22 protein-coding genes are annotated in these 16596 nt (G+C 62.5%); 13 read left to right on the top strand and 9 right to left on the bottom strand.

The genetic code is table 11. The features are described from left to right. Positions 1-13 precede the first annotated feature (13 nt). Positions 14-907 (top strand): DMT family transporter, encoded by an 894-nt coding sequence (locus AC6LJY_RS25045; RefSeq protein ID WP_498137001.1) that lies wholly within the window; start codon positions 14-16, stop codon positions 905-907. A 9-nt stretch (positions 908-916) separates the two neighbouring features. Here the strand turns inward: AC6LJY_RS25045 and gntR are convergent, their stop codons facing one another. Then, on the bottom strand, positions 917-1942 hold the full coding sequence (gntR, locus tag AC6LJY_RS25050; protein ID WP_046807713.1) for an HTH-type transcriptional regulator GntR: 1026 nt from the start codon (positions 1940-1942) through the stop codon (positions 917-919). A 133-nt stretch (positions 1943-2075) separates the two neighbouring features. Here gntR and AC6LJY_RS25055 point away from each other — a divergent pair, with 133 nt between their 5' ends. From AC6LJY_RS25055 to AC6LJY_RS25070, 4 genes are read left to right on the top strand one after another with little or no spacing between them, the layout of a single operon-like run. Continuing rightward, positions 2076-2618 (top strand): TRAP transporter small permease, encoded by a 543-nt coding sequence (locus AC6LJY_RS25055; protein ID WP_046807712.1) that lies wholly within the window; start codon positions 2076-2078, stop codon positions 2616-2618. Between the two features lie 55 nt (positions 2619-2673). Next, on the top strand, positions 2674-3954 hold the full coding sequence (locus AC6LJY_RS25060) for a TRAP transporter large permease (protein WP_104145411.1): 1281 nt from the start codon (positions 2674-2676) through the stop codon (positions 3952-3954). 28 nt (positions 3955-3982) lie between these two features. Continuing rightward, the gene (locus AC6LJY_RS25065; RefSeq protein ID WP_120154679.1) at positions 3983-4999 is read left to right on the top strand and encodes a TRAP transporter substrate-binding protein; all 1017 of its coding nucleotides are present in this window, start codon (positions 3983-3985) and stop codon (positions 4997-4999) included. 42 nt (positions 5000-5041) lie between these two features. After that, on the top strand, positions 5042-6823 hold the full coding sequence (locus AC6LJY_RS25070) for an IlvD/Edd family dehydratase (protein ID WP_046807547.1): 1782 nt from the start codon (positions 5042-5044) through the stop codon (positions 6821-6823). Positions 6824-6886: 63 nt separating this feature from the next. Here AC6LJY_RS25070 and AC6LJY_RS25075 read toward each other — a convergent pair whose 3' ends face one another. Continuing rightward, positions 6887-7282 carry a DUF454 family protein gene (locus AC6LJY_RS25075; protein WP_314362447.1) on the bottom strand — a complete coding sequence of 132 codons (396 nt, stop codon included), beginning with the start codon at positions 7280-7282 and terminating at the stop codon, positions 6887-6889. A gap of 71 nt (positions 7283-7353) precedes the next feature. Next, positions 7354-7947, bottom strand: coding sequence for a tetratricopeptide repeat protein (locus tag AC6LJY_RS25080; RefSeq protein WP_314362445.1), 594 nt, complete (start codon positions 7945-7947; stop codon positions 7354-7356). Positions 7948-8206: 259 nt separating this feature from the next. On the opposite strand from AC6LJY_RS25080, the gene AC6LJY_RS25085 reads away from it, so the two are divergent. The 7 genes from AC6LJY_RS25085 to AC6LJY_RS25115 all read left to right on the top strand — a co-directional run bounded on the left by AC6LJY_RS25085 (position 8207) and on the right by AC6LJY_RS25115 (position 12228). Further along, positions 8207-8485, top strand: coding sequence for a hypothetical protein (locus AC6LJY_RS25085; protein WP_052946133.1), 279 nt, complete (start codon positions 8207-8209; stop codon positions 8483-8485). 35 nt (positions 8486-8520) lie between these two features. After that, the gene (locus tag AC6LJY_RS25090; RefSeq protein WP_046807549.1) at positions 8521-8781 is read left to right on the top strand and encodes a hypothetical protein; all 261 of its coding nucleotides are present in this window, start codon (positions 8521-8523) and stop codon (positions 8779-8781) included. Positions 8782-9089: 308 nt separating this feature from the next. Continuing rightward, positions 9090-10121 carry a hypothetical protein gene (locus AC6LJY_RS25095; RefSeq protein ID WP_498137002.1) on the top strand — a complete coding sequence of 344 codons (1032 nt, stop codon included), beginning with the start codon at positions 9090-9092 and terminating at the stop codon, positions 10119-10121. A 2-nt stretch (positions 10122-10123) separates the two neighbouring features. Beyond that, on the top strand, positions 10124-10687 hold the full coding sequence (locus tag AC6LJY_RS25100; RefSeq protein ID WP_498137003.1) for a hypothetical protein: 564 nt from the start codon (positions 10124-10126) through the stop codon (positions 10685-10687). Between the two features lie 153 nt (positions 10688-10840). After that, entirely contained in the window at positions 10841-11506 is a 666-nt protein-coding gene (locus AC6LJY_RS25105; protein ID WP_498137004.1) for an SOS response-associated peptidase, read from the top strand. Between the two features lie 54 nt (positions 11507-11560). Next, positions 11561-11869, top strand: a complete 309-nt coding sequence (locus tag AC6LJY_RS25110) for a hypothetical protein (protein ID WP_498137005.1) — start codon at positions 11561-11563, stop codon at positions 11867-11869. Positions 11870-11970: 101 nt separating this feature from the next. Further along, on the top strand, positions 11971-12228 hold the full coding sequence (locus AC6LJY_RS25115) for a CrpP-related protein (protein ID WP_314359020.1): 258 nt from the start codon (positions 11971-11973) through the stop codon (positions 12226-12228). Here AC6LJY_RS25115 and AC6LJY_RS25120 read toward each other — a convergent pair. From AC6LJY_RS25120 to AC6LJY_RS25140, 5 genes are all read right to left on the bottom strand, one after another. After that, a complete protein-coding gene (locus AC6LJY_RS25120; protein WP_498137006.1) occupies positions 12181-12444 on the bottom strand; it encodes a DNA-3-methyladenine glycosylase in 264 nt (87 codons plus the stop codon). The two genes, AC6LJY_RS25115 and AC6LJY_RS25120, sit on opposite strands and share 48 nt — an antisense overlap. 444 nt (positions 12445-12888) lie before the next feature. Then, on the bottom strand, positions 12889-13425 hold the full coding sequence (locus AC6LJY_RS25125) for a DUF2514 family protein (RefSeq protein ID WP_498137007.1): 537 nt from the start codon (positions 13423-13425) through the stop codon (positions 12889-12891). Then, positions 13422-13898, bottom strand: a complete 477-nt coding sequence (locus AC6LJY_RS25130; protein ID WP_498137008.1) for a hypothetical protein — start codon at positions 13896-13898, stop codon at positions 13422-13424. The genes AC6LJY_RS25125 and AC6LJY_RS25130 overlap by 4 nt, the downstream gene beginning before the upstream one ends. Further along, the gene (locus AC6LJY_RS25135; RefSeq protein ID WP_498137009.1) at positions 13895-14173 is read right to left on the bottom strand and encodes a hypothetical protein; all 279 of its coding nucleotides are present in this window, start codon (positions 14171-14173) and stop codon (positions 13895-13897) included. The genes AC6LJY_RS25130 and AC6LJY_RS25135 overlap by 4 nt, the downstream gene beginning before the upstream one ends. Before the next feature lies 1 nt (position 14174). Next, the gene (locus AC6LJY_RS25140; RefSeq protein WP_498137010.1) at positions 14175-14573 is read right to left on the bottom strand and encodes a hypothetical protein; all 399 of its coding nucleotides are present in this window, start codon (positions 14571-14573) and stop codon (positions 14175-14177) included. Between AC6LJY_RS25140 and AC6LJY_RS25145 the strand changes: the two genes are divergently transcribed. After that, entirely contained in the window at positions 14572-15594 is a 1023-nt protein-coding gene (locus tag AC6LJY_RS25145; protein WP_498137011.1) for a tyrosine-type recombinase/integrase, read from the top strand. The genes AC6LJY_RS25140 and AC6LJY_RS25145 overlap by 2 nt on opposite strands. A 2-nt stretch (positions 15595-15596) precedes the next feature. Here the strand turns inward: AC6LJY_RS25145 and AC6LJY_RS25150 are convergent, their stop codons facing one another. Continuing rightward, positions 15597-15953, bottom strand: coding sequence for a phage tail protein (locus AC6LJY_RS25150; protein WP_498137012.1), 357 nt, complete (start codon positions 15951-15953; stop codon positions 15597-15599). Positions 15954-16596 lie beyond the last annotated feature (643 nt).

A 16596-nucleotide genomic window follows, 5' to 3' on the forward strand; every position in this document is an offset into this window, starting at 1 on the left:
CGCGGCAAGCACCATGGCCTCTGTTCCCGCCGCCGTCCTGCCTGCCCCTGCCGCCTCGCGCAATGCGGGCATCCTGTTGTTCTTCGCCGCGCTGGTGGCCTTTGCCACGTTCGACGCGGGGTCCAAGTACATGCTGGAACGCTACCCCGCGCCGTTCTTGAATGTGATGCGGTATCTGGCGGTGATTGTTCTGGCCATCACCATGCTATGGCGTCACGGTAGCGGGATGCGCCTGCGCGATGCCCCCGAAAAGCCGCTGTTGATCCTGCGCGGCGTCACGCTGGCCACCGTGGCCACGTGCTTCATGACCGCGCTGATCTGGATGCCTTTGTCGGAAGCCACCGCCATCTACTTCACCTCGCCGCTCATCATGGTGGCGCTGTCGCCATGGCTGCTGGGCGAACGCGTGCGCCCCGTGCAATGGCTGGCGGTGGCCGTCGGCTTTGCCGGCATGCTGCTGATTGTGCGGCCCGGCGGCGACCTGACGCTATTGGGCACGCTGTTGATGGCGGTGTCGGCGATCTGCTACGCGATCTTCCAGGTGCTCACGCGCAAGCTGTCGGGCAAGGTGCCCGGGCCGGTGCAGTATGCGTATACGGCAATCATCTGCCTGATCGTCACGGCGCTGCCGGCGCCCTTCTTCCTGCCCGACCCCTGGCCCACGCCTGCCGACGCCGCGATCATCATCGCGCTGGGCGCATGCAGCGGGTTGGCGCAGGTGTTGTTGATTGCCGCATTCCAACGCGTCTCGGCAGCCACCCTGGCGCCGTTGAATTATTTTCAACTGCTGCTGGCCGTGCTGTTCAGCACCTTCTGGTTCCAACGCCCGCCCGACAGCCTGGCGCTGGCGGGCATGGCCTTGATCATGGCGTCGGGTGTTTTCCTGGCCATGCGTCGTGCAGGCTAAGTCCGCCGTTCAGCTGGTTTCGCGCTGCACCAGCGTGAAACCCAGGTCCACGTGCCGCTGGGCGATAGGCTCACCCGCCAGGTGCTGCATCAGCAAGCCGGCTGCGGACACGCCGATCTGGTAACGCGGCGTGGCAATCGTGGACAACGGCGGGGTCGTCCAGGCCGTGCCGGCCAGGTCATGAAAGCCGACCAGGGCCATCTGCTCGGGTACGCGCACGCCCAGCCTGCCGCACTGAAACACGGCGCCTTGCGCCAAGTCATCGTTGCAGAAAAAGACCGCGTCGCAATCCGGATGTTGCTGGCGCAAGGATTCCAGCAAGGACGCCCCCAGACTGATCGACGACTTCTCCGGCGTCATGATTTCAAGCGTGGCGTCGTAGCAACCCGCATCACGCAGCGCCTGCCGCGCCCCTTCGCAGCGGCGCAAGGAACGCGGGTCCAACTGCGCGCCGATGATGCCGATGCGTCGACGGCCGCGTTCCACCAGATGGCGGCAGGCGGCATAGCCGGAATCAAACTGCGAAAAGCCGACGCTCATGTCCTCGGCGCCCGCCAATGTTTCGATGGTGTGCACCGTGGCCATGCGCTGCGTGCGCAGCAAGGCCCATGTGCCGGGGTTGTGGTCGATACCGGTCAGGATCAAGCCGTCCGGCGAATGCTGTAGATACTTGCGCAGCAAGGCTTCCTCGGCATCCGGCGAATACCCCGTTACCCCGATCAACATGTGATAACCATGCTGGTCCAACACTTCCTTGATGCCGGAAATAATGTCCACGAACACCACGTTGCTGAGCGACGGGATCAGCACAACGATGGTCTGCGAGCGCGCCGAAGCCAGCGCGCTGGCGGCATGGTTGGGCACGTACCCCAGCTCCTGGCAGACGCGCGCGATGCGCAGGCGCAGCGCCTCGGCCACTTTGTCCGGTGTGCGCAACGCGCGCGACACGGTGATGGCGCTGACGCCAGCGCGGCGCGCCACCTCTTGCATGGTGACGCGGCCAGCGTGCGAACTGCGGGGTTTACGGATGGACATTGGCCTTCGTGGTCGGGTGGGAAGCGCGTAGTCTGACGCAAAAAACAGGGGCTTGCCAAAAGCGAAATGTTAGCGCTAACATCCGCCAAAGCATAAGCGAAAAAAGCCCAGAAAAACCGGGCAGGAGACAAACATGCAAGCCTTCCCTTCCGGGCAGCGCGGCGGTTCGCCGCTGGCCCGTGCCGCCGATTGGTGTTTTGCGTTACAGACCTGGCTGATGGTCGCCTGTCTGGTCGTCATGGTCGTGCTGCTGTTCGGCAACGTGGCGCTGCGCTATCTGTTCAATTCCGGCATCAACGCGTCCGACGAGGTATCCCGCCTGGCGTTTGTGTGGCTGATCTTCCTGGGCGCCGTCATTGCATTGCGCGACCACCAGCACATCGGCGTCACCATGCTGGTTGAACGCTTCGGCCCCGCCGCGCGTCGTGTCTCGCACATCTTCTGCCAGTTGTTGGTGTTGTGGGTGCTGTGGCTGATGGCACGCGGCAGCTGGGTACAGACCGTGATCGGCATGGACACGGTGCTGCCCGTCACCGGCATGCGCCTGGCGGTGTTCAACACGGCGGCGCTGTACGCGTCCGTGGCCATGGGCCTGTTGACCGTCATCGACATTATCCGTGTGCTGGCCGGCGGCCCCCTGCCGGCGGAATCCAGTCCCGAAGACCCCTCGGTCTGAGTCGGGCTCCGCCCGCCCCCAACGCGCCCGCCCCCACCCCGCCCGGACCTTTGCAATGATTCTGACCCTCTTCCTGCTTGTACTGCTGGGGCTGATCGCCCTGGGCATGCCGATTGCCTTCGCGCTGCTGCTCAGCGCGCTGGCCATGATGTTCCAGCTGGACTTCTTCGATACCCAAATCCTCGCGCAGAACATGCTGACGGGCGCCAACAGCTTCACGCTGATGGCCGTCCCGCTGTTCATGCTGGCGGGCGAACTCATGAATGCGGGCGGCATATCCCGACGTATCGTGCGCCTGGCCAGCATGTTTGTCGGGCACGTCCAGGGCGGCCTGGGCTACGTGGCCATTTTTGCCAGCGTGCTGCTGGCCGCCTTGTCCGGCTCGGCGGTGGCCGACGCCGCCGCGCTGGGCTCCTTGCTGATCCCCATGCTGCGTGAAAAGGGGTACGACGCCGGGCAGGCGTCCGGGCTGATCGCGGCGGGCGGCATTGTCGCCCCCATCATCCCGCCGTCCATCTCGTTCATCATCTTCGGGGTGGCTACCAACGTATCGATCACCAAGCTGTTCTTCGCGGGCATCGCCCCCGGGCTGATGATGGGCTTGACGCTGGTGGCGGTATGGACCTGGGTAGCGCGCAAGCACGGCAGCATCAAGCCGTCGCCGCGTGAACCGTGGCGCAACCGCCTGAAGGCGCTGCGCGAATCGATATGGGCGCTGATGCTGCCCGTCATCATCATCGGCGGGCTGCGCGGCGGGGTGTTCACGCCGACGGAAGCCGCCGTGGTGGCCGCCGTGTACGCGCTGGGCGTCAGTCTGTTCGTCTACCGCGAGATCGGGCTGCGCGACCTGCTGCCGTTGTTCGTGAACGCCGCGCGCACCACCGCCGTCGTCATGTTCCTGGTGGCCGCCGCGATGGTGTCGTCCTACATGATCACGCTGGCCGACATGCCGCAAGACCTGATTGCGCTGCTCGAACCGGTCATGGACCAGCCCAAGCTGCTGATGTTCGCCCTGCTGCTGCTGCTGACATTGGTGGGAACGGTCATGGACCTGACGCCCACCATCCTGATCCTGGCGCCGGTGCTGATGCCCGTGGTCACCAAAGCCGGCATCGACCCCGTCTACTTCGGCGTCATGTTCGTGATGGTGGGCTGCGTGGGCCTGTTGACCCCGCCCGTGGGCACCGTGCTGAACGTGGTGTGCGGCGTGGCCCGCATCAATATGGAAACCATCTGCAGGGGCGTGTGGCGCTACGTCGTGGCCTACACGGGCCTGCTGGTCCTGCTGGTGATCTTCCCCGAGCTGATCACCGTACCCGCACGCTGGATGCACTAGCGGCAAAAAAACCCCAAGGAGGAGCACCATGACCTATCGATTCAAAACCCGTTTACTCGTGCTGGCCACCGCGCTGTCCTGCGCCGTTGCCGGCGTGGCCGCCGCGGCCGACGTCAAGCCGCGCCTGATCCGTTTCGGCTACGGCCTGAACGAAGAAAGCGTCCAGGGCCGCGCCGCGCGCTTCCTGGCGCAAGAGCTTGAAAAAGTCAGCGGCGGCAAGTTGAAGATGAAGACCTTCGGCTCGGCCAACCTGGGTTCCGACGAACAGATGCAAGGCGCGCTGGCGGGCGGCGCCCAGGAAATGATGGTCGGGTCCACCGCGCCGTTGGCCGGGATGGTCAAGGAATTCGGCGTGTTCGACCTGCCCTTCCTGTTCAACAGCGAAAAGGAAGCCGATGCGGTGCTGGATGGGCAACTGGGCCAGGACCTGTTGAAGAAGCTGGAAGCCAAGGGGCTGGTCGGCCTGGTCTATTGGGAAAACGGCTTTCGCAACATGACCAACTCCAAGCGCCCGATCGCGCGTGCGGAAGACCTGCAAGGCATCAAGCTGCGCGTCATGCAGAACCAGATCGCGCTGGGCGTTTTCAATACGCTGGGTGCCAATGCCGTGCCCATGCCGTTCTCGGAGCTGTTCACCGCCCTGGAAACGCGCACGGTGGACGGGCAGGAAAACCCCATCACGACCATTCAAAGCAGCAAGTTCTACGAAGTGCAGCCCTTCCTGACCATCACGCGCCACGTCTATACGCCGTGGGTGGTGCTGGCATCGAAGAAGTGGTGGGACACGCTGTCGCCCGACGAACAGAAACTGGTGCGCCAGGCGGCCGAGGCATCGCGCGAATTTGAACGCAAGGACAGCCGCGCGGATTCCACCAAGGCCATGACCACCCTTGAAAAGGCCGGCATGAAGATCAACACCGTCAGCCCCGAGGAAGTCGCGCGCATGCGCCAGAAGGTCCAGCCGGTGGTCGACAAATACACGCAGGAACTGGGCCCCGACCTCATCAAGCAGTTGAATGATGAGATCCAGAAGGCGCGCAACTGACGCCTTTTTACTGATCGCCCACGCGAAGCAAGCGAGCTCCATATGTCACAGATACCCCGCAAATTGCGCAGCCAGAAATGGTTCGACGATCCCGCGCACGCCGACATGACGGCCATTTACGTCGAACGCTACCTTAACTACGGCCTGACGCGGCAGGAACTGCAATCCGGGCGGCCGATCATCGGCATCGCCCAGACCGGCAGCGACCTGGCGCCCTGCAACCGGCATCACCTGGCGCTGGCCGAGCGCATCAAGGCGGGTATCCGCGACGCGGGCGGCATCCCCATGGAGTTCCCGGTGCATCCGCTGGCCGAACAGGGCCGGCGGCCCACCGCCGCGCTGGATCGCAACCTGGCTTATCTGGGCCTGGTCGAGATCCTGCATGGCTATCCGCTGGACGGCGTGGTCCTGACCACCGGTTGCGACAAGACCACGCCCGCCTGCCTGATGGCCGCCGCCACCGTCGACCTGCCCGCCATCGTGCTGTCGGGCGGACCGATGCTGGACGGCTGGCACGACGGCCAGCGGGTGGGTTCCGGCACGGTCATCTGGCATGCACGCAATTTGATGGCGGCGGGCAAGCTGGACTACGAGGGTTTCATGACGCTGGCGACAGCGTCATCGCCATCGGTCGGGCACTGCAACACCATGGGCACGGCGCTGTCGATGAACTCGCTGGCCGAAGCGCTGGGCATGTCCTTGCCCACGTGTGCCAGCATTCCCGCCCCCTACCGCGAGCGCGCGCAGATGGCCTACGCCACCGGCATGCGCATCTGCGACATGGTGCGGGAAGACTTGCGCCCGTCGCACATCCTGACGCGCGAGGCCTTTGAGAACGCCATCGTCGTGGCCTCGGCACTGGGCGCATCCAGCAACTGCCCGCCCCACCTGATCGCCATGGCGCGCCACGCCGGCATCGACCTCAGTCTGGACGATTGGCAACGGCTGGGCGAAGACGTGCCCCTGCTGGTGAACTGCGTGCCGGCCGGCGAACACCTGGGCGAAGGCTTTCACCGTGCGGGCGGCGTGCCCGCCGTCATGCACGAATTGCTGGCGGCCGGCCGCCTGCACGCCGATTGCCCCACCGTATCGGGCCGCAGCATCGGCGACATCGCCGCGGCGTCCAAGACGCGGGACCCCGATGTCATCCGCACCTGCGAGGCGCCGCTCAAGCATCGCGCCGGATTCATCGTGCTGTCGGGCAACTTCTTCGACAGCGCCATTATCAAGATGTCGGTGGTGGGCGAGGCATTTCGCCGCACGTATCTAGCGGAACCCGGTTCGGAAAATGCCTTCGAGGCACGCGCCATTGTTTTTGAAGGCCCGGAGGACTATCACGCCCGCATCGAAGACCCGTCGTTGAACATCGACGAACACTGCATTCTGGTGATACGCGGCGCGGGCACCGTGGGATACCCCGGCAGCGCCGAAGTGGTCAACATGGCGCCGCCGTCGCACCTGCTCAAGCGCGGTATCGATTCACTGCCCTGCCTGGGCGATGGCCGGCAGAGCGGCACGTCGGCCAGCCCGTCGATTTTGAATATGTCGCCCGAAGCCGCCGTGGGCGGTGGCCTGGCGCTGCTGCGCACGGGCGACAAGATCCGCGTCGACCTGAACCAGCGCAGCGTCACCGCGCTGGTGGACGACGCCGAGATGGAACGGCGCAAGCAGGAACCGCCGTATCAGCCGCCGGCTTCGCAAACGCCGTGGCAGGAAATCTATCGGCAAATGGTGGGTCAATTGTCGACCGGGGGCTGCCTGGAACCGGCAACGCTTTATCTGAAAGTGATCGAGACGCGGGGCGATCCCCGGCATTCGCACTGAACGGTCAGGCGATAAGCGGCACGGACCGGCAAGGGCCGGCGCAACGATACGCGCCATCCAGCGCTATCGTTGCAACGGCCGGCCGCCGCCCTCGGACACCTTGGGCGCCGGCCGGCTCAATACATAGGCCGCGCTGGCAACGAAGAACAGGCCTACACCCACGGCCAACGGCCACGACGGGTGCGCGCTCCACCAAAACAAAGCGTATCCCACGGCCATTCCCAGGCAGGCGTACGTCTTGCCTTTACGCGACACCGCCTTCTGGTCGCGCCAGATGCGTAGCGGCGGTCCGTAAGTCGGACTGTCCAACAGCCATTTTTCCAGGCGCGGGGACGACCGCGAAAAGCAGCCCACCGCCAATATCAGGAAAATCGTCGTCGGCATGACCGGCAAAAATGCGCCGATGACGCCCAATGCCAGCATCACGCAGCCCAACGCCAACCATAGAGCTTTGATCATGATGGTCAGCAGAATATCGCAATTGCCGCATTGCCGCCGAAGCTGCGCCGATCACTCAGCCAGCCGCGGGGCTAACCGCGAGGCTCCGGCATTTGGGCGCGTAGCATTTCCATGAATTTCGGGCTGGGCGATCCGCCCGCCGCGCGCGCCTTGACCACCATTGCCCACGCCTGATCGTATTGCCCGCGCCAGTAGTACGCCGTGGCCCAGGACGAATACAGATACCCCTTGTCGGGCTCGACGGCTTCGCCTTTGCGATACCACTCGTCGGATCTCGCGGTAGCCGCCACTCGCGCCTCTGGCGGCAGCGTCTTATCTTCCGCTGCGCAACGGGCGGCAATGCGGCCCGCGTCGGCGTAAATGCCCTGAAAGGTAGGGGGATCATGGCTGATCGCCAGATCCATCATGCTCATCGCCTGGCAAAACTTGCCCTGGTCGTGCAGCACCGCGGCAAAGCCGGTATAGGCCTCGGGGTTGTCCGGGTTCAACAGCCAAGCCTGATTGAACCGCCGCATCGCCATGCCCAATTGGTCCGCTTGGTAAAACCGGTATCCCTGCGACACCCAGGCCTGCGACGCCTTGGCGGCCGAACCGAATGCCCGGACGGCGTCCTCGACCAGCTTCTTGTCGCTGGCCTGCAACTCGGCTGCGGCAGACCGGTCCATGCCCCCATACATCGGCAATTCGTCAACGCGCGGCTGCGCTTGCGTTGCCGCCGGCGGTTTGATGGCGCAAGCGGCAAGCCAAACGCAGGGAGCCAGCAGGAGTGCTTTGTTGAATGTGTGCATGGTGTAAGCAGGCGGAAGATACGCCGGACCTTATCAGATAAGCCCTGCCTTCGCGAAACGGTGTGCGCTTCCCCGGGGCAACGCGTGGCATGTCACTTGCTGAAGAGAAGCGGCTTCTTTTTTTGGGGGAACTGCGATGCAAACCGATGACGTAGTGGAAATGGAACCCGTGGGTCGCGATGACCCATCGCTGACGCGGCAACTGAAAGACATAGACGACCGACGCCCCGACTTCCCGGGCGAGCACCTGATCGTATTTGGCCTGGGCGCGCTATTGATCGTGGCCGGCATGAAAGGCCGCACGCCATTCAAACGCGCCATGCTGACCGCGGCCGGCACGGCGCTGATGGGACGCGCCGCAAGCGGCACCGGCGGCATCGCCAAACTGGCCCGCGTCGTCAAGAAACTGGGCTGATCGCTCACGCCGCAACGGAGGACCCGGCTTACATCATGGACGCGCTATGGAATTTTCTTCAATGGCCCGCGATGGTGACATCGCTGGCCGCCGCATGGCTGGTGGCATCGCAAGGCAAAGCCAAACGCAAATGGGGATTTTGGGTATTTCTATTAAGCAATGCGTTGTGGATTGCGTGGGGATTGCACGACGGCGCGTATGCATTGATTGCGCTTCAGCTGGGCTTGGCGGCGTTGAATATTCGGGGGGTACGGAAAAATCAACACGACGAATCCGCGCGGGGTGAGGCGGCGTAGGAAGCTGAAATGAAAAAAGCCGCTAAGTCAGTGACTTAGCGGCTTTTCGTATCGGCTTTTGCCGTGCTTTTCAGCACTTGCAGGAATCTGGTAGGCGGTATTGGAAGCGGAAGCGCAGCGTAGGTCGTTGATTTACAAGGAAGAGAGCGGGTTGCACCTGCGCCTTTACCCTCATTCCTACCCTCATCGAAGTTCCCTCAAAGTTCCTTGCAACAGGCAGCCCCCAAGATAACGCCTAGGGCCGCACTGAAACTAGTTACATAAAGAAATATGCTAACGTGCCCGGACCAACACAATCCGGACATAAGATGGCAACGGCGACAAGACGAAAACTGCTGCAAAAGGAACTTCACTACAAGAAAGCAGTTTTCCTAAACAAGTGCCCGACAACGCTTCAGGATCTTCTAAGCGCTGCGCTGAGAAAATTGGATGCTACCCAGCGGCATGAAGAAGTGAGCGACACAAACATGGGGAGCGATAACGCCCCCACCGTTGTGCAACGGTTTGTGCGCTTGATAAATTCTCCTCGAGAGTTTCAAGGCTTTCAATTCGGGGTGCTGGTGATGTTCACTCCGGGGGTCCATCATCTCGTAATTGATTCGACAAAGCGCGAGGCGAAGGAAGGCGAGCGGGTCGGTGAGCTGGACGTCGAGAAGCATGCTCCGCCCGAGGGTAAGCACTATCTGGAAACGGTGTTGCACTTTGCAGTGCGCGACAACCACGTAGTGGTGATCCAGTCAATGTCCCTCCGCGCTCGTCACCTCCAAGATCACTTGAACTGGTTGTTGCGCGTCGCGGGCGGCATTGGTGACGAGCAAGCTGTGTATCTACGAGATGAAATTAGCGAGGAAACAAAGCGCAAGCTGCGAAGCTCTCCTATCAAGAAGATCACTGTCGAAACTTCTATGGCGACGAGCGTGGAGAGCGTTGACACGCCGGGGAGCTCCGCGCCAAAATTGGGCATCGTGGGACGTGGCTGGGATGCGGTAAAAGGGCTGCTTCCCAGCACGACTAACGCGCCAATTTCGGCCAAAGATTTTGATGACGTTCCGGACATCGGCGTTAAAATCGAGATGAACGTGCGCGGCAGAGCACCCGCAGGCACCACAAATGACCACCTCATGAAATCGGTCATGAGTGCATTACAGGGTGCAGACGGCCTGAGATTTCACGCCAATCTAAAGAATGTTGGCACGCTGAAGAACGAAGACTTTTACATACATGTGAGAAAGTCGATTGGCAGCTTTGACGGCCAATTGGTGCAATCCGAGGTGTATGACGAGATGGCGAAGTGGCTCGAGAGTCTCATCCATAGCGGCCAGATCAACGTCGAAGATTAACCATGAAAATTCTCGGCGTCACTGCCGCCTACCTGCTATGTCTGGCGCTTCTCAAGTGGGCGCCGGACATTGCTATGGATGTGGCATCGGGACGACTGCCAACTACCGCGCTTGCCACTTTTGCTGGCGCTCTAACGGTACTTTGGGCCACCGCTTACGGCCGCCTATCATCCTTTGAAAAATTAGACGATCTTCGTCAAGGCCAGCGCGACCTAGTTCTGAAGAAGACTTCTGCTTTTAAGCGGCTGATCATTCGGTCAATTGCTCTGAACGCGCTTCTAGCCGCAGCAACGCTCGGCGCCAACGAGTTCGTCAAACTTCCGTCCGGCGCACAACACGCCGGCGTATGGCTGGCCTACCTAATATTTGGAGCTTGCGGCTTTTGGCTCGGCGGGCTTGTCCAATCGAAGGTGCTCCTAAACAACATCGAAACGAGCCGAGACGCTATGCACAATGCCCAGGCCGCCGAACGCGCTCGTGCGAAGTACCTTCAACAGTTGCGAAGCGATGCCAAGTCCACACCAGTTGATCATCACGACAAGCATTTGGCGGGCTATTCAACTTAGGCATGCTCGCGGCTGCACCGCAAGCGTCCCTTAACAGGTCGACGGCTGGATCAGCCCTGCAAGTCACTATCTCGCACTCGCTTGCGACGACATGCCAAACCAATAAGATTTCAGGTGTTGGTCCTATTGCCTGTGGCCTACTTGGGGGGTTCAATGTGCAGCCACTACCAGACCTTGAAAGACGCCGAGCTGCTGCTCAAGAAGTTCGGCGTGCGGGCAAAGCCGGCGACGATCGGCAAGTACGACATGTGGCCCAGATACCAGGGCGTGTTCGTTCGCCGGCCGGTGGAGCATGATGCGGGCGACGAGGCGGTGCCGGAGCGGGAAGCCGTTGTCGGTCGCTGGGGCCTGATCAGCGCCATGACGAAAGCGGACGGTCTGGACAAGGCCGGCAAGCTGTCCACATTCAACGCGCGCAGCGAGACCGCGCCCAAGTCTTTCACCTTCGGGAACGCCTGGCGCCGGGCGCAGCACTGCATCATCCCGGCCGACGCCATCTTCGAACCCGACTGGCGGTCGGGGGCTGCGGTGGCCACACGCTTCACCCGGGCCGACGGCGCGCCGCTGGGCGTCGCCGGTCTGTGGGACCGCTGGCGAGACGCTGCCGGTCAGATGCAGGAGAGCTACACCATGCTGACCATCAATGCGGACGATGATCCACTCTTTCGGAACTATCACCAGGCCGGAAAAGAAAAGCGAATGGTCGTTATCCTCCCGGAAGGAGCCTACGGCGACTGGCTGACCGCGCCGGCCGAGGCAAGTCGCGAGTTCCTAGTTCCCTTCCCACCAGACAAGCTCATCGCGACCCCGATGAAGTGACCCCGTTTTTGCTGCAATATACTGTGTTTTTATCCAGTATTTAGGCAGCAAACGATGCTCTGTACCGTCACCCGCACCCATTGTCTGGGCGAAAAGCGCCCCGACCGAGATCCCGGCCCCACCATCAGCGGCACCGTACGCATGTACTCGATCATGCGCGATGACTTGAAGCGGTACATCCGCGTCATGACGATGGACAGCCTCCAGACGTTTGGCGCATCGCGAAAGGGCGCGATCCCGGATCTGGTCCAACCCGAGCTGCTGACCTTCGGATCTGATCGCGGCATGATGGTCTGCGGCTTTGAAGAGATCGATGGAAAGCGCTACTACCAGGGATGGTGGATGCAATGGATCGACGGCTGACCCTTCCATACTCCGCCAGTAGTGCCGCAACACTATTGCAAGCGACGCACGGGCAACGGCATACTGACCTCCCATTGACCATACTTTTGGAGGGTTCAGCAATGCACTGCGATCACATCCAGAAGCTCGGCGCGAAAGCCGCCCGCGAAGGATTGACCTTGTGGGACTGCCCGTACTTACGCGCTGCCGAAATGCCGGGACATACCGGAGAACGGATCTCGGATTGGGTACTGAAGATCGAGGCATGGGAAGCAGGGTTCCGAAAGCATGTGCGGGCCCGGTCCCCCACGGTGCGAGGCCGAGTTCGCGCTCTAGTCGCCGCGAACCGAAGTTCTGCGGTAGTCCTCCGCACGGGCTAGCGTGCGGTAGAACATGGAGCCCACATTGACGAGCCTGGTGCACTCATCAACGCTCAGCCGGTCGCTGATTTCCACGAGGCAGTTGGCGTATTCGGTAAGCACTTCCGCCCAATCATCGAAATTTTGACCGGGGGCAGCGTGGGAGATCATTTTCGCGAGAAGTTCATCACGTAGCATGGCGGGGCCTTTGATTTGCGAGCCGATGCGTTGCAGCAATCGGTATGCCCACCCGTCATTCAGCGCCCCTCTACGGGGCGCTTTCTATTGCCTGGAGTTTCGCGGCCCTTGTCCATAGGCAGATTGGGGGATACGCCCAGTCCTTCCCTGCATGCTACGAATGAAGTGCCACGGGACAGCGCTGACCGCCGGCACATTACATCGATCCCGATGCGGACGCGCAGGCTACAGGAGGGGCAATTTATGGCTTCCGGCTCCCGATTGTCCGACGTTATCGTCAAACTGCCTGATCGGTCCACATGTCGAGTGGAACGACGCCTGGTTATAAAACGCTGTCCCGACGCGGCACCAGTGCACCAGTACGTCTGTACCCTCGCGACCGGCGAAACGGTCGTTTGGCTCGGCGGCGGAAAATACCGAATGCCGAGCGGCGCTATGGCCGTCGCGGTCGCGCACAAGCGTCCCGAGATCGAAAAATAACCTCTACCGGGCGCCGCGCACAACGTCGTAGGCGCGTTCGCACATCAGTCCGGCGATACGGGCGCGGTCTGCAATTCCCGCAAGCTCCGCAGCTCGGTCGCTAAGTCTGCCGAACATGTACTCGAGCAGATCGATGGCGTCTGCCCCTGCCGGGCTTCGGTCGGCAGCGCCGGAATATCCACCCGCTGCGGCGCGAGCCAACGAGGAGACGCGGGCGCGCAGCCGGTCGCGCTCAGAACGAACACCAGCAGCATCAGCAGCCGCGGCTGCGGCTTGTTCTTGGGCATCATCACGGGCTTTCTCCACGGCGGCGGTCTGCCGCCTTTCCTCTTTCCGAACTTCCTCTACAGCCGCCAGGGCGGCCCGGGCCAGCGCATCACGTTCTTGGGCATGCTCGGACGCCATCTTCCATTCGGCTGCGTCCGCCTTCCATCCCCGGACGGTCCACGCCGCGCTGCCAACGACCAGCGCGCTCGCCAGCGCCGCCGCGGCGTAACCTTTCCACCCGGCCACGGCGGCCCACTTAGACAGAGCGCTCATGACTGGATCTCAGCTACAGCCCGCGCGTACAGCGCCGGCCACGTGGTCGGATGCGGTTTGCCGGGCCTCCACGTGCGCAGATACAACGCCCACGCGCCCTCTTTGTCTCCTACGGTCGGCAGTCGCGCTGCGTCCGTCCAAAGCAGCAGGCGCGCGAACACGGCCGCCAACACGTCGTCGTGTTCGAGCCGTCCGTACACCGCCGTCGCGGCAGGCGACACGTCACGCGCCTCGCACACCTGGCGCGCCAGCGCCGCACTGGCCGCGTGCGTGAGCACGCCGCGCACGCCGCCGCCCTGCTCAAACTGCCAGAAGCCGCGCGCCGGGCCGCCGATCTGGCGACGGTGCTGAAAGCGGCTTTCCTGCAGGCCGATAGCCAGCAGCATCACGCGCGCCGCCGACGAGTCCATGTTGGCGGGGAGCAGCGCCAGCGCGGGTTTGATCGCCGTCTGAGTGATCTCGGATAGATTCATTGTTTCGGTGTCCTGATGTGTTTGGCCGTCACCGCGGCCACGTAAAAAGCAGCCGAGGCTGCCAATGCGGCGTCGCCGGCGCTGGCCCAGCCGGCTACGAAGACGCGGCAGGCCGCACCGGTTGCGGTGAGGCAGACGGCCGCCAGGCCGACCCGCTCCAGGGTCGTGTCTTGAATCGACTTAGAAAACACCGCCAGCACGGTGCCGCCGGCCACAACGAGCCAGCTGACGAATGCCACAACGGCCCACAGCGTCAGATAAATGGTGCTGTCCATGTCAAACCCCTTTACCGCGCACGCGGTCGATGACGGCTTGCCACAGCGCCGGAATCGGCACCGCCTGAACCGCCTCCCATGCCCGGGAGACGATGGCCATGCCAAACATGCCCATCAAGAAGCCGGCCAGCCCCTCGGGTATGCCCAGCACTAGCGACAGGTAGGGGGAGGCGTAATAGGCGACCAGGGATCCGCTGATAGCCATGCTGAGCCGGGCCGGCCAGGACCCCTGCAAGTACCGCATCGAGACCGCCGCGCCCAGCACGCCAGCGAACTTTGCCGCGAGGGCGTCGAAATCTTGGATGTTCAATCGCGTCCCCTTGAGACGAAAAAAAGCCCGCTGTTGCGGGAAAAAAAACACGAAATTGAGAAGTGCGTTACAAAACGGACCTTTTGCCATGAAACCCTGGTCCCGCCGTCAGCCCCGCCGCAAGTCCACGCCCACCTTGGCAGAAGCGCTGACGCGCTATTTGGCCGAGGTCTCGTCCGCAAAGAAGGGCCACGCGGCAGAACAGTCCATCGCGCGCGTCTGGCGCGCTACGCGCCTGGCCATCAGGCCGGTTGAGCGCATACGCAGCTCAGACCTAACCGAACTGCGAGACGAGTGGTTGAAAGACCGGGCACCTGCCACCGTTGTGAGGCGGATGGCATTCCTGTCCCACGTTTACACGGTGATCCGGAAAGACTGGGGCTTCGACCAGTTAGCCAACCCGGTGCAGCTTGTACGCCGGCCGGCGGTGGACGATGCGCGGGACCGACGGCTGTTCGACCGCATCACCTTGCGGGGGCTGTCCGACGACGACTGCCCCCGTAAGGAGCTGGAATGGATCATCCGCGCCACCCGATCGGCCGAGCTGCCCACGATCCTCACGGTCGCCAAGGAAACCGGCATGCGCCGGTCGGAGGTAGTGGGGATCCTGCGTGAGCATTTGGACCTTATGCACGGGGTGGTGCACTTGCCGCATACGAAGAATGGCCGCTCTCGAAATGTTCCGCTAACCCCGCGCGCGCGTGAAGCCCTGCGCCGCTGGGTCACGGGAAAGCCGTTGCGCGGCCGCATCTTCAAAATGCAGCCAGGCTCTGTCACGCGCGCGTTCATCCGGGCGCGTCGACGCGCTCGCTTGTGCTATGAACAGATGTGCCGCCAATACGGCCGTAGGCCGAACGGTGCATATTTCCGCGACTTGCGGTTCCATGACCTTCGACATGAAGGGACATCGCAGCTTGCAACGGTGTTCCAGATTCATGAGCTGGCCAAGGTCAACGGCAACGTGGACACGAGGATGCTCTTGCGCTACTACCACCCTCACGGTCGAGAGTTGGCCCAGAAGCTCGTGCGCAGCCCCCTGGGACGGCGCCAACTGGAAGAAATGCGCCGCGAGCGAGATTCCGAGTCCGAGCCCCTGCCCCTGGCCGCGTAGAACTACGTCCCGTCCGGGTCCGCTTCCCCTGGCTGCGGCGGCGCTTCCGCAGTCAGCCATGCCGGCAGCGTCCCCCAGCCCGGATAGACGACTTTGCCGCCGGGCCCGTCATGCTCAGCACCGATCGAATACGGTGTGCCAGTGTCCACCACCCATAACGGCGTGGTGCGATAGTCGTCGACCATGGTCCACGCATCCCCCACGCGTCGCGGCCATTTGCCCGTGGGCGGCGCCGGTGGCGCATCCCCGTATGCGCCATAGGGGATATTGAACGCACCGGGCGACAGCGCCAACTCGTTCGCCACCGAAGCGTAAATAAACAGCCCGTGGCCGTCGGTCTGAAAAACTTCCTTCTGCATACTGCTTTCTCCTTAGGATTGAAATTTGCACTGCAAATGTGAGAGCGCTGGGCGGCATGCAGGGAGACGCGCTACAACGCATGACTGGATCGGTCGACGGCTTCAACGATTTTGCGGTTACGTCAGGTGTCTTTGGTCATTCGAATCCGGTACCCGGCGAGTCCGCGCAAGCGGGGTCCGGGGTCCGATACCATGAGCTGAATTTTGACAGCGCCCGCGTAACAAGGAGCTCAACCGAGACCCGCCCGAAGAACATCGCCTATCACCCACGCATCCACGCATAGCGTCTGCCTCACTGCAAATGCGAGAACGCTTGGCACACGCCAGGGCGATTCGGTCCGATCGCCGTACAACATCGGTCGGTTATTGGGCAACTCCTATGCGTGGGCAGCGGGATCGGCCAACGGCGCGGGCATGTTGCTCGCCAATGCCGGCATGGACGGCGTACTGGCTGGCCCCGAGAATCGTCCGCTGAACGTCGCTTATCACCCGAGAATTCATGCATAGCGTCACCTTCACTGCAAATGCGAGGCCGTTGGGAAGCCCGCAAGCCCAGCAAGTCCAAAGCCATACCCATGCCAGCCTCGCGGTTGGTATCGGAAATGGTTCATTGAACTCTGGCGCCGGCTCGTACGCGCTTTAC

The sequence above is a fragment of the Achromobacter sp. RT286_PF genome (genome assembly GCF_059760425.1).

Bases quoted from the DNA above. Each gene is read 5' to 3' on its own strand.
- AC6LJY_RS25090 (WP_046807549.1), top strand. From the start codon at position 8,521: ATGGACGCGCTATGGAATTTTCTTCAATGGCCCGCGATGGTGACATCG.
- AC6LJY_RS25110 (WP_498137005.1), top strand. From the start codon at position 11,561: ATGCTCTGTACCGTCACCCGCACCCATTGTCTGGGCGAAAAGCGCCCC.
- AC6LJY_RS25075 (WP_314362447.1), bottom strand. From the start codon at position 7,282: ATGATCAAAGCTCTATGGTTGGCGTTGGGCTGCGTGATGCTGGCATTG.
- AC6LJY_RS25065 (WP_120154679.1), top strand. From the start codon at position 3,983: ATGACCTATCGATTCAAAACCCGTTTACTCGTGCTGGCCACCGCGCTG.
- AC6LJY_RS25115 (WP_314359020.1), top strand. From the start codon at position 11,971: ATGCACTGCGATCACATCCAGAAGCTCGGCGCGAAAGCCGCCCGCGAA.
- AC6LJY_RS25070 (WP_046807547.1), top strand. From the start codon at position 5,042: ATGTCACAGATACCCCGCAAATTGCGCAGCCAGAAATGGTTCGACGAT.
- AC6LJY_RS25080 (WP_314362445.1), bottom strand. From the start codon at position 7,947: ATGGACCGGTCTGCCGCAGCCGAGTTGCAGGCCAGCGACAAGAAGCTG.
- AC6LJY_RS25135 (WP_498137009.1), bottom strand. From the start codon at position 14,173: ATGGACAGCACCATTTATCTGACGCTGTGGGCCGTTGTGGCATTCGTC.
- AC6LJY_RS25045 (WP_498137001.1), top strand. From the start codon at position 14: ATGGCCTCTGTTCCCGCCGCCGTCCTGCCTGCCCCTGCCGCCTCGCGC.
- AC6LJY_RS25150 (WP_498137012.1), bottom strand. From the start codon at position 15,953: ATGCAGAAGGAAGTTTTTCAGACCGACGGCCACGGGCTGTTTATTTAC.
- AC6LJY_RS25125 (WP_498137007.1), bottom strand. From the start codon at position 13,425: ATGAGCGCTCTGTCTAAGTGGGCCGCCGTGGCCGGGTGGAAAGGTTAC.
- gntR (WP_046807713.1), bottom strand. From the start codon at position 1,942: ATGTCCATCCGTAAACCCCGCAGTTCGCACGCTGGCCGCGTCACCATG.
- AC6LJY_RS25060 (WP_104145411.1), top strand. From the start codon at position 2,674: ATGATTCTGACCCTCTTCCTGCTTGTACTGCTGGGGCTGATCGCCCTG.
- AC6LJY_RS25095 (WP_498137002.1), top strand. From the start codon at position 9,090: ATGGCAACGGCGACAAGACGAAAACTGCTGCAAAAGGAACTTCACTAC.
- AC6LJY_RS25105 (WP_498137004.1), top strand. From the start codon at position 10,841: ATGTGCAGCCACTACCAGACCTTGAAAGACGCCGAGCTGCTGCTCAAG.
- AC6LJY_RS25100 (WP_498137003.1), top strand. From the start codon at position 10,124: ATGAAAATTCTCGGCGTCACTGCCGCCTACCTGCTATGTCTGGCGCTT.
- AC6LJY_RS25140 (WP_498137010.1), bottom strand. From the start codon at position 14,573: ATGGCAAAAGGTCCGTTTTGTAACGCACTTCTCAATTTCGTGTTTTTT.
- AC6LJY_RS25055 (WP_046807712.1), top strand. From the start codon at position 2,076: ATGCAAGCCTTCCCTTCCGGGCAGCGCGGCGGTTCGCCGCTGGCCCGT.
- AC6LJY_RS25130 (WP_498137008.1), bottom strand. From the start codon at position 13,898: ATGAATCTATCCGAGATCACTCAGACGGCGATCAAACCCGCGCTGGCG.
- AC6LJY_RS25145 (WP_498137011.1), top strand. From the start codon at position 14,572: ATGAAACCCTGGTCCCGCCGTCAGCCCCGCCGCAAGTCCACGCCCACC.
- AC6LJY_RS25085 (WP_052946133.1), top strand. From the start codon at position 8,207: ATGCAAACCGATGACGTAGTGGAAATGGAACCCGTGGGTCGCGATGAC.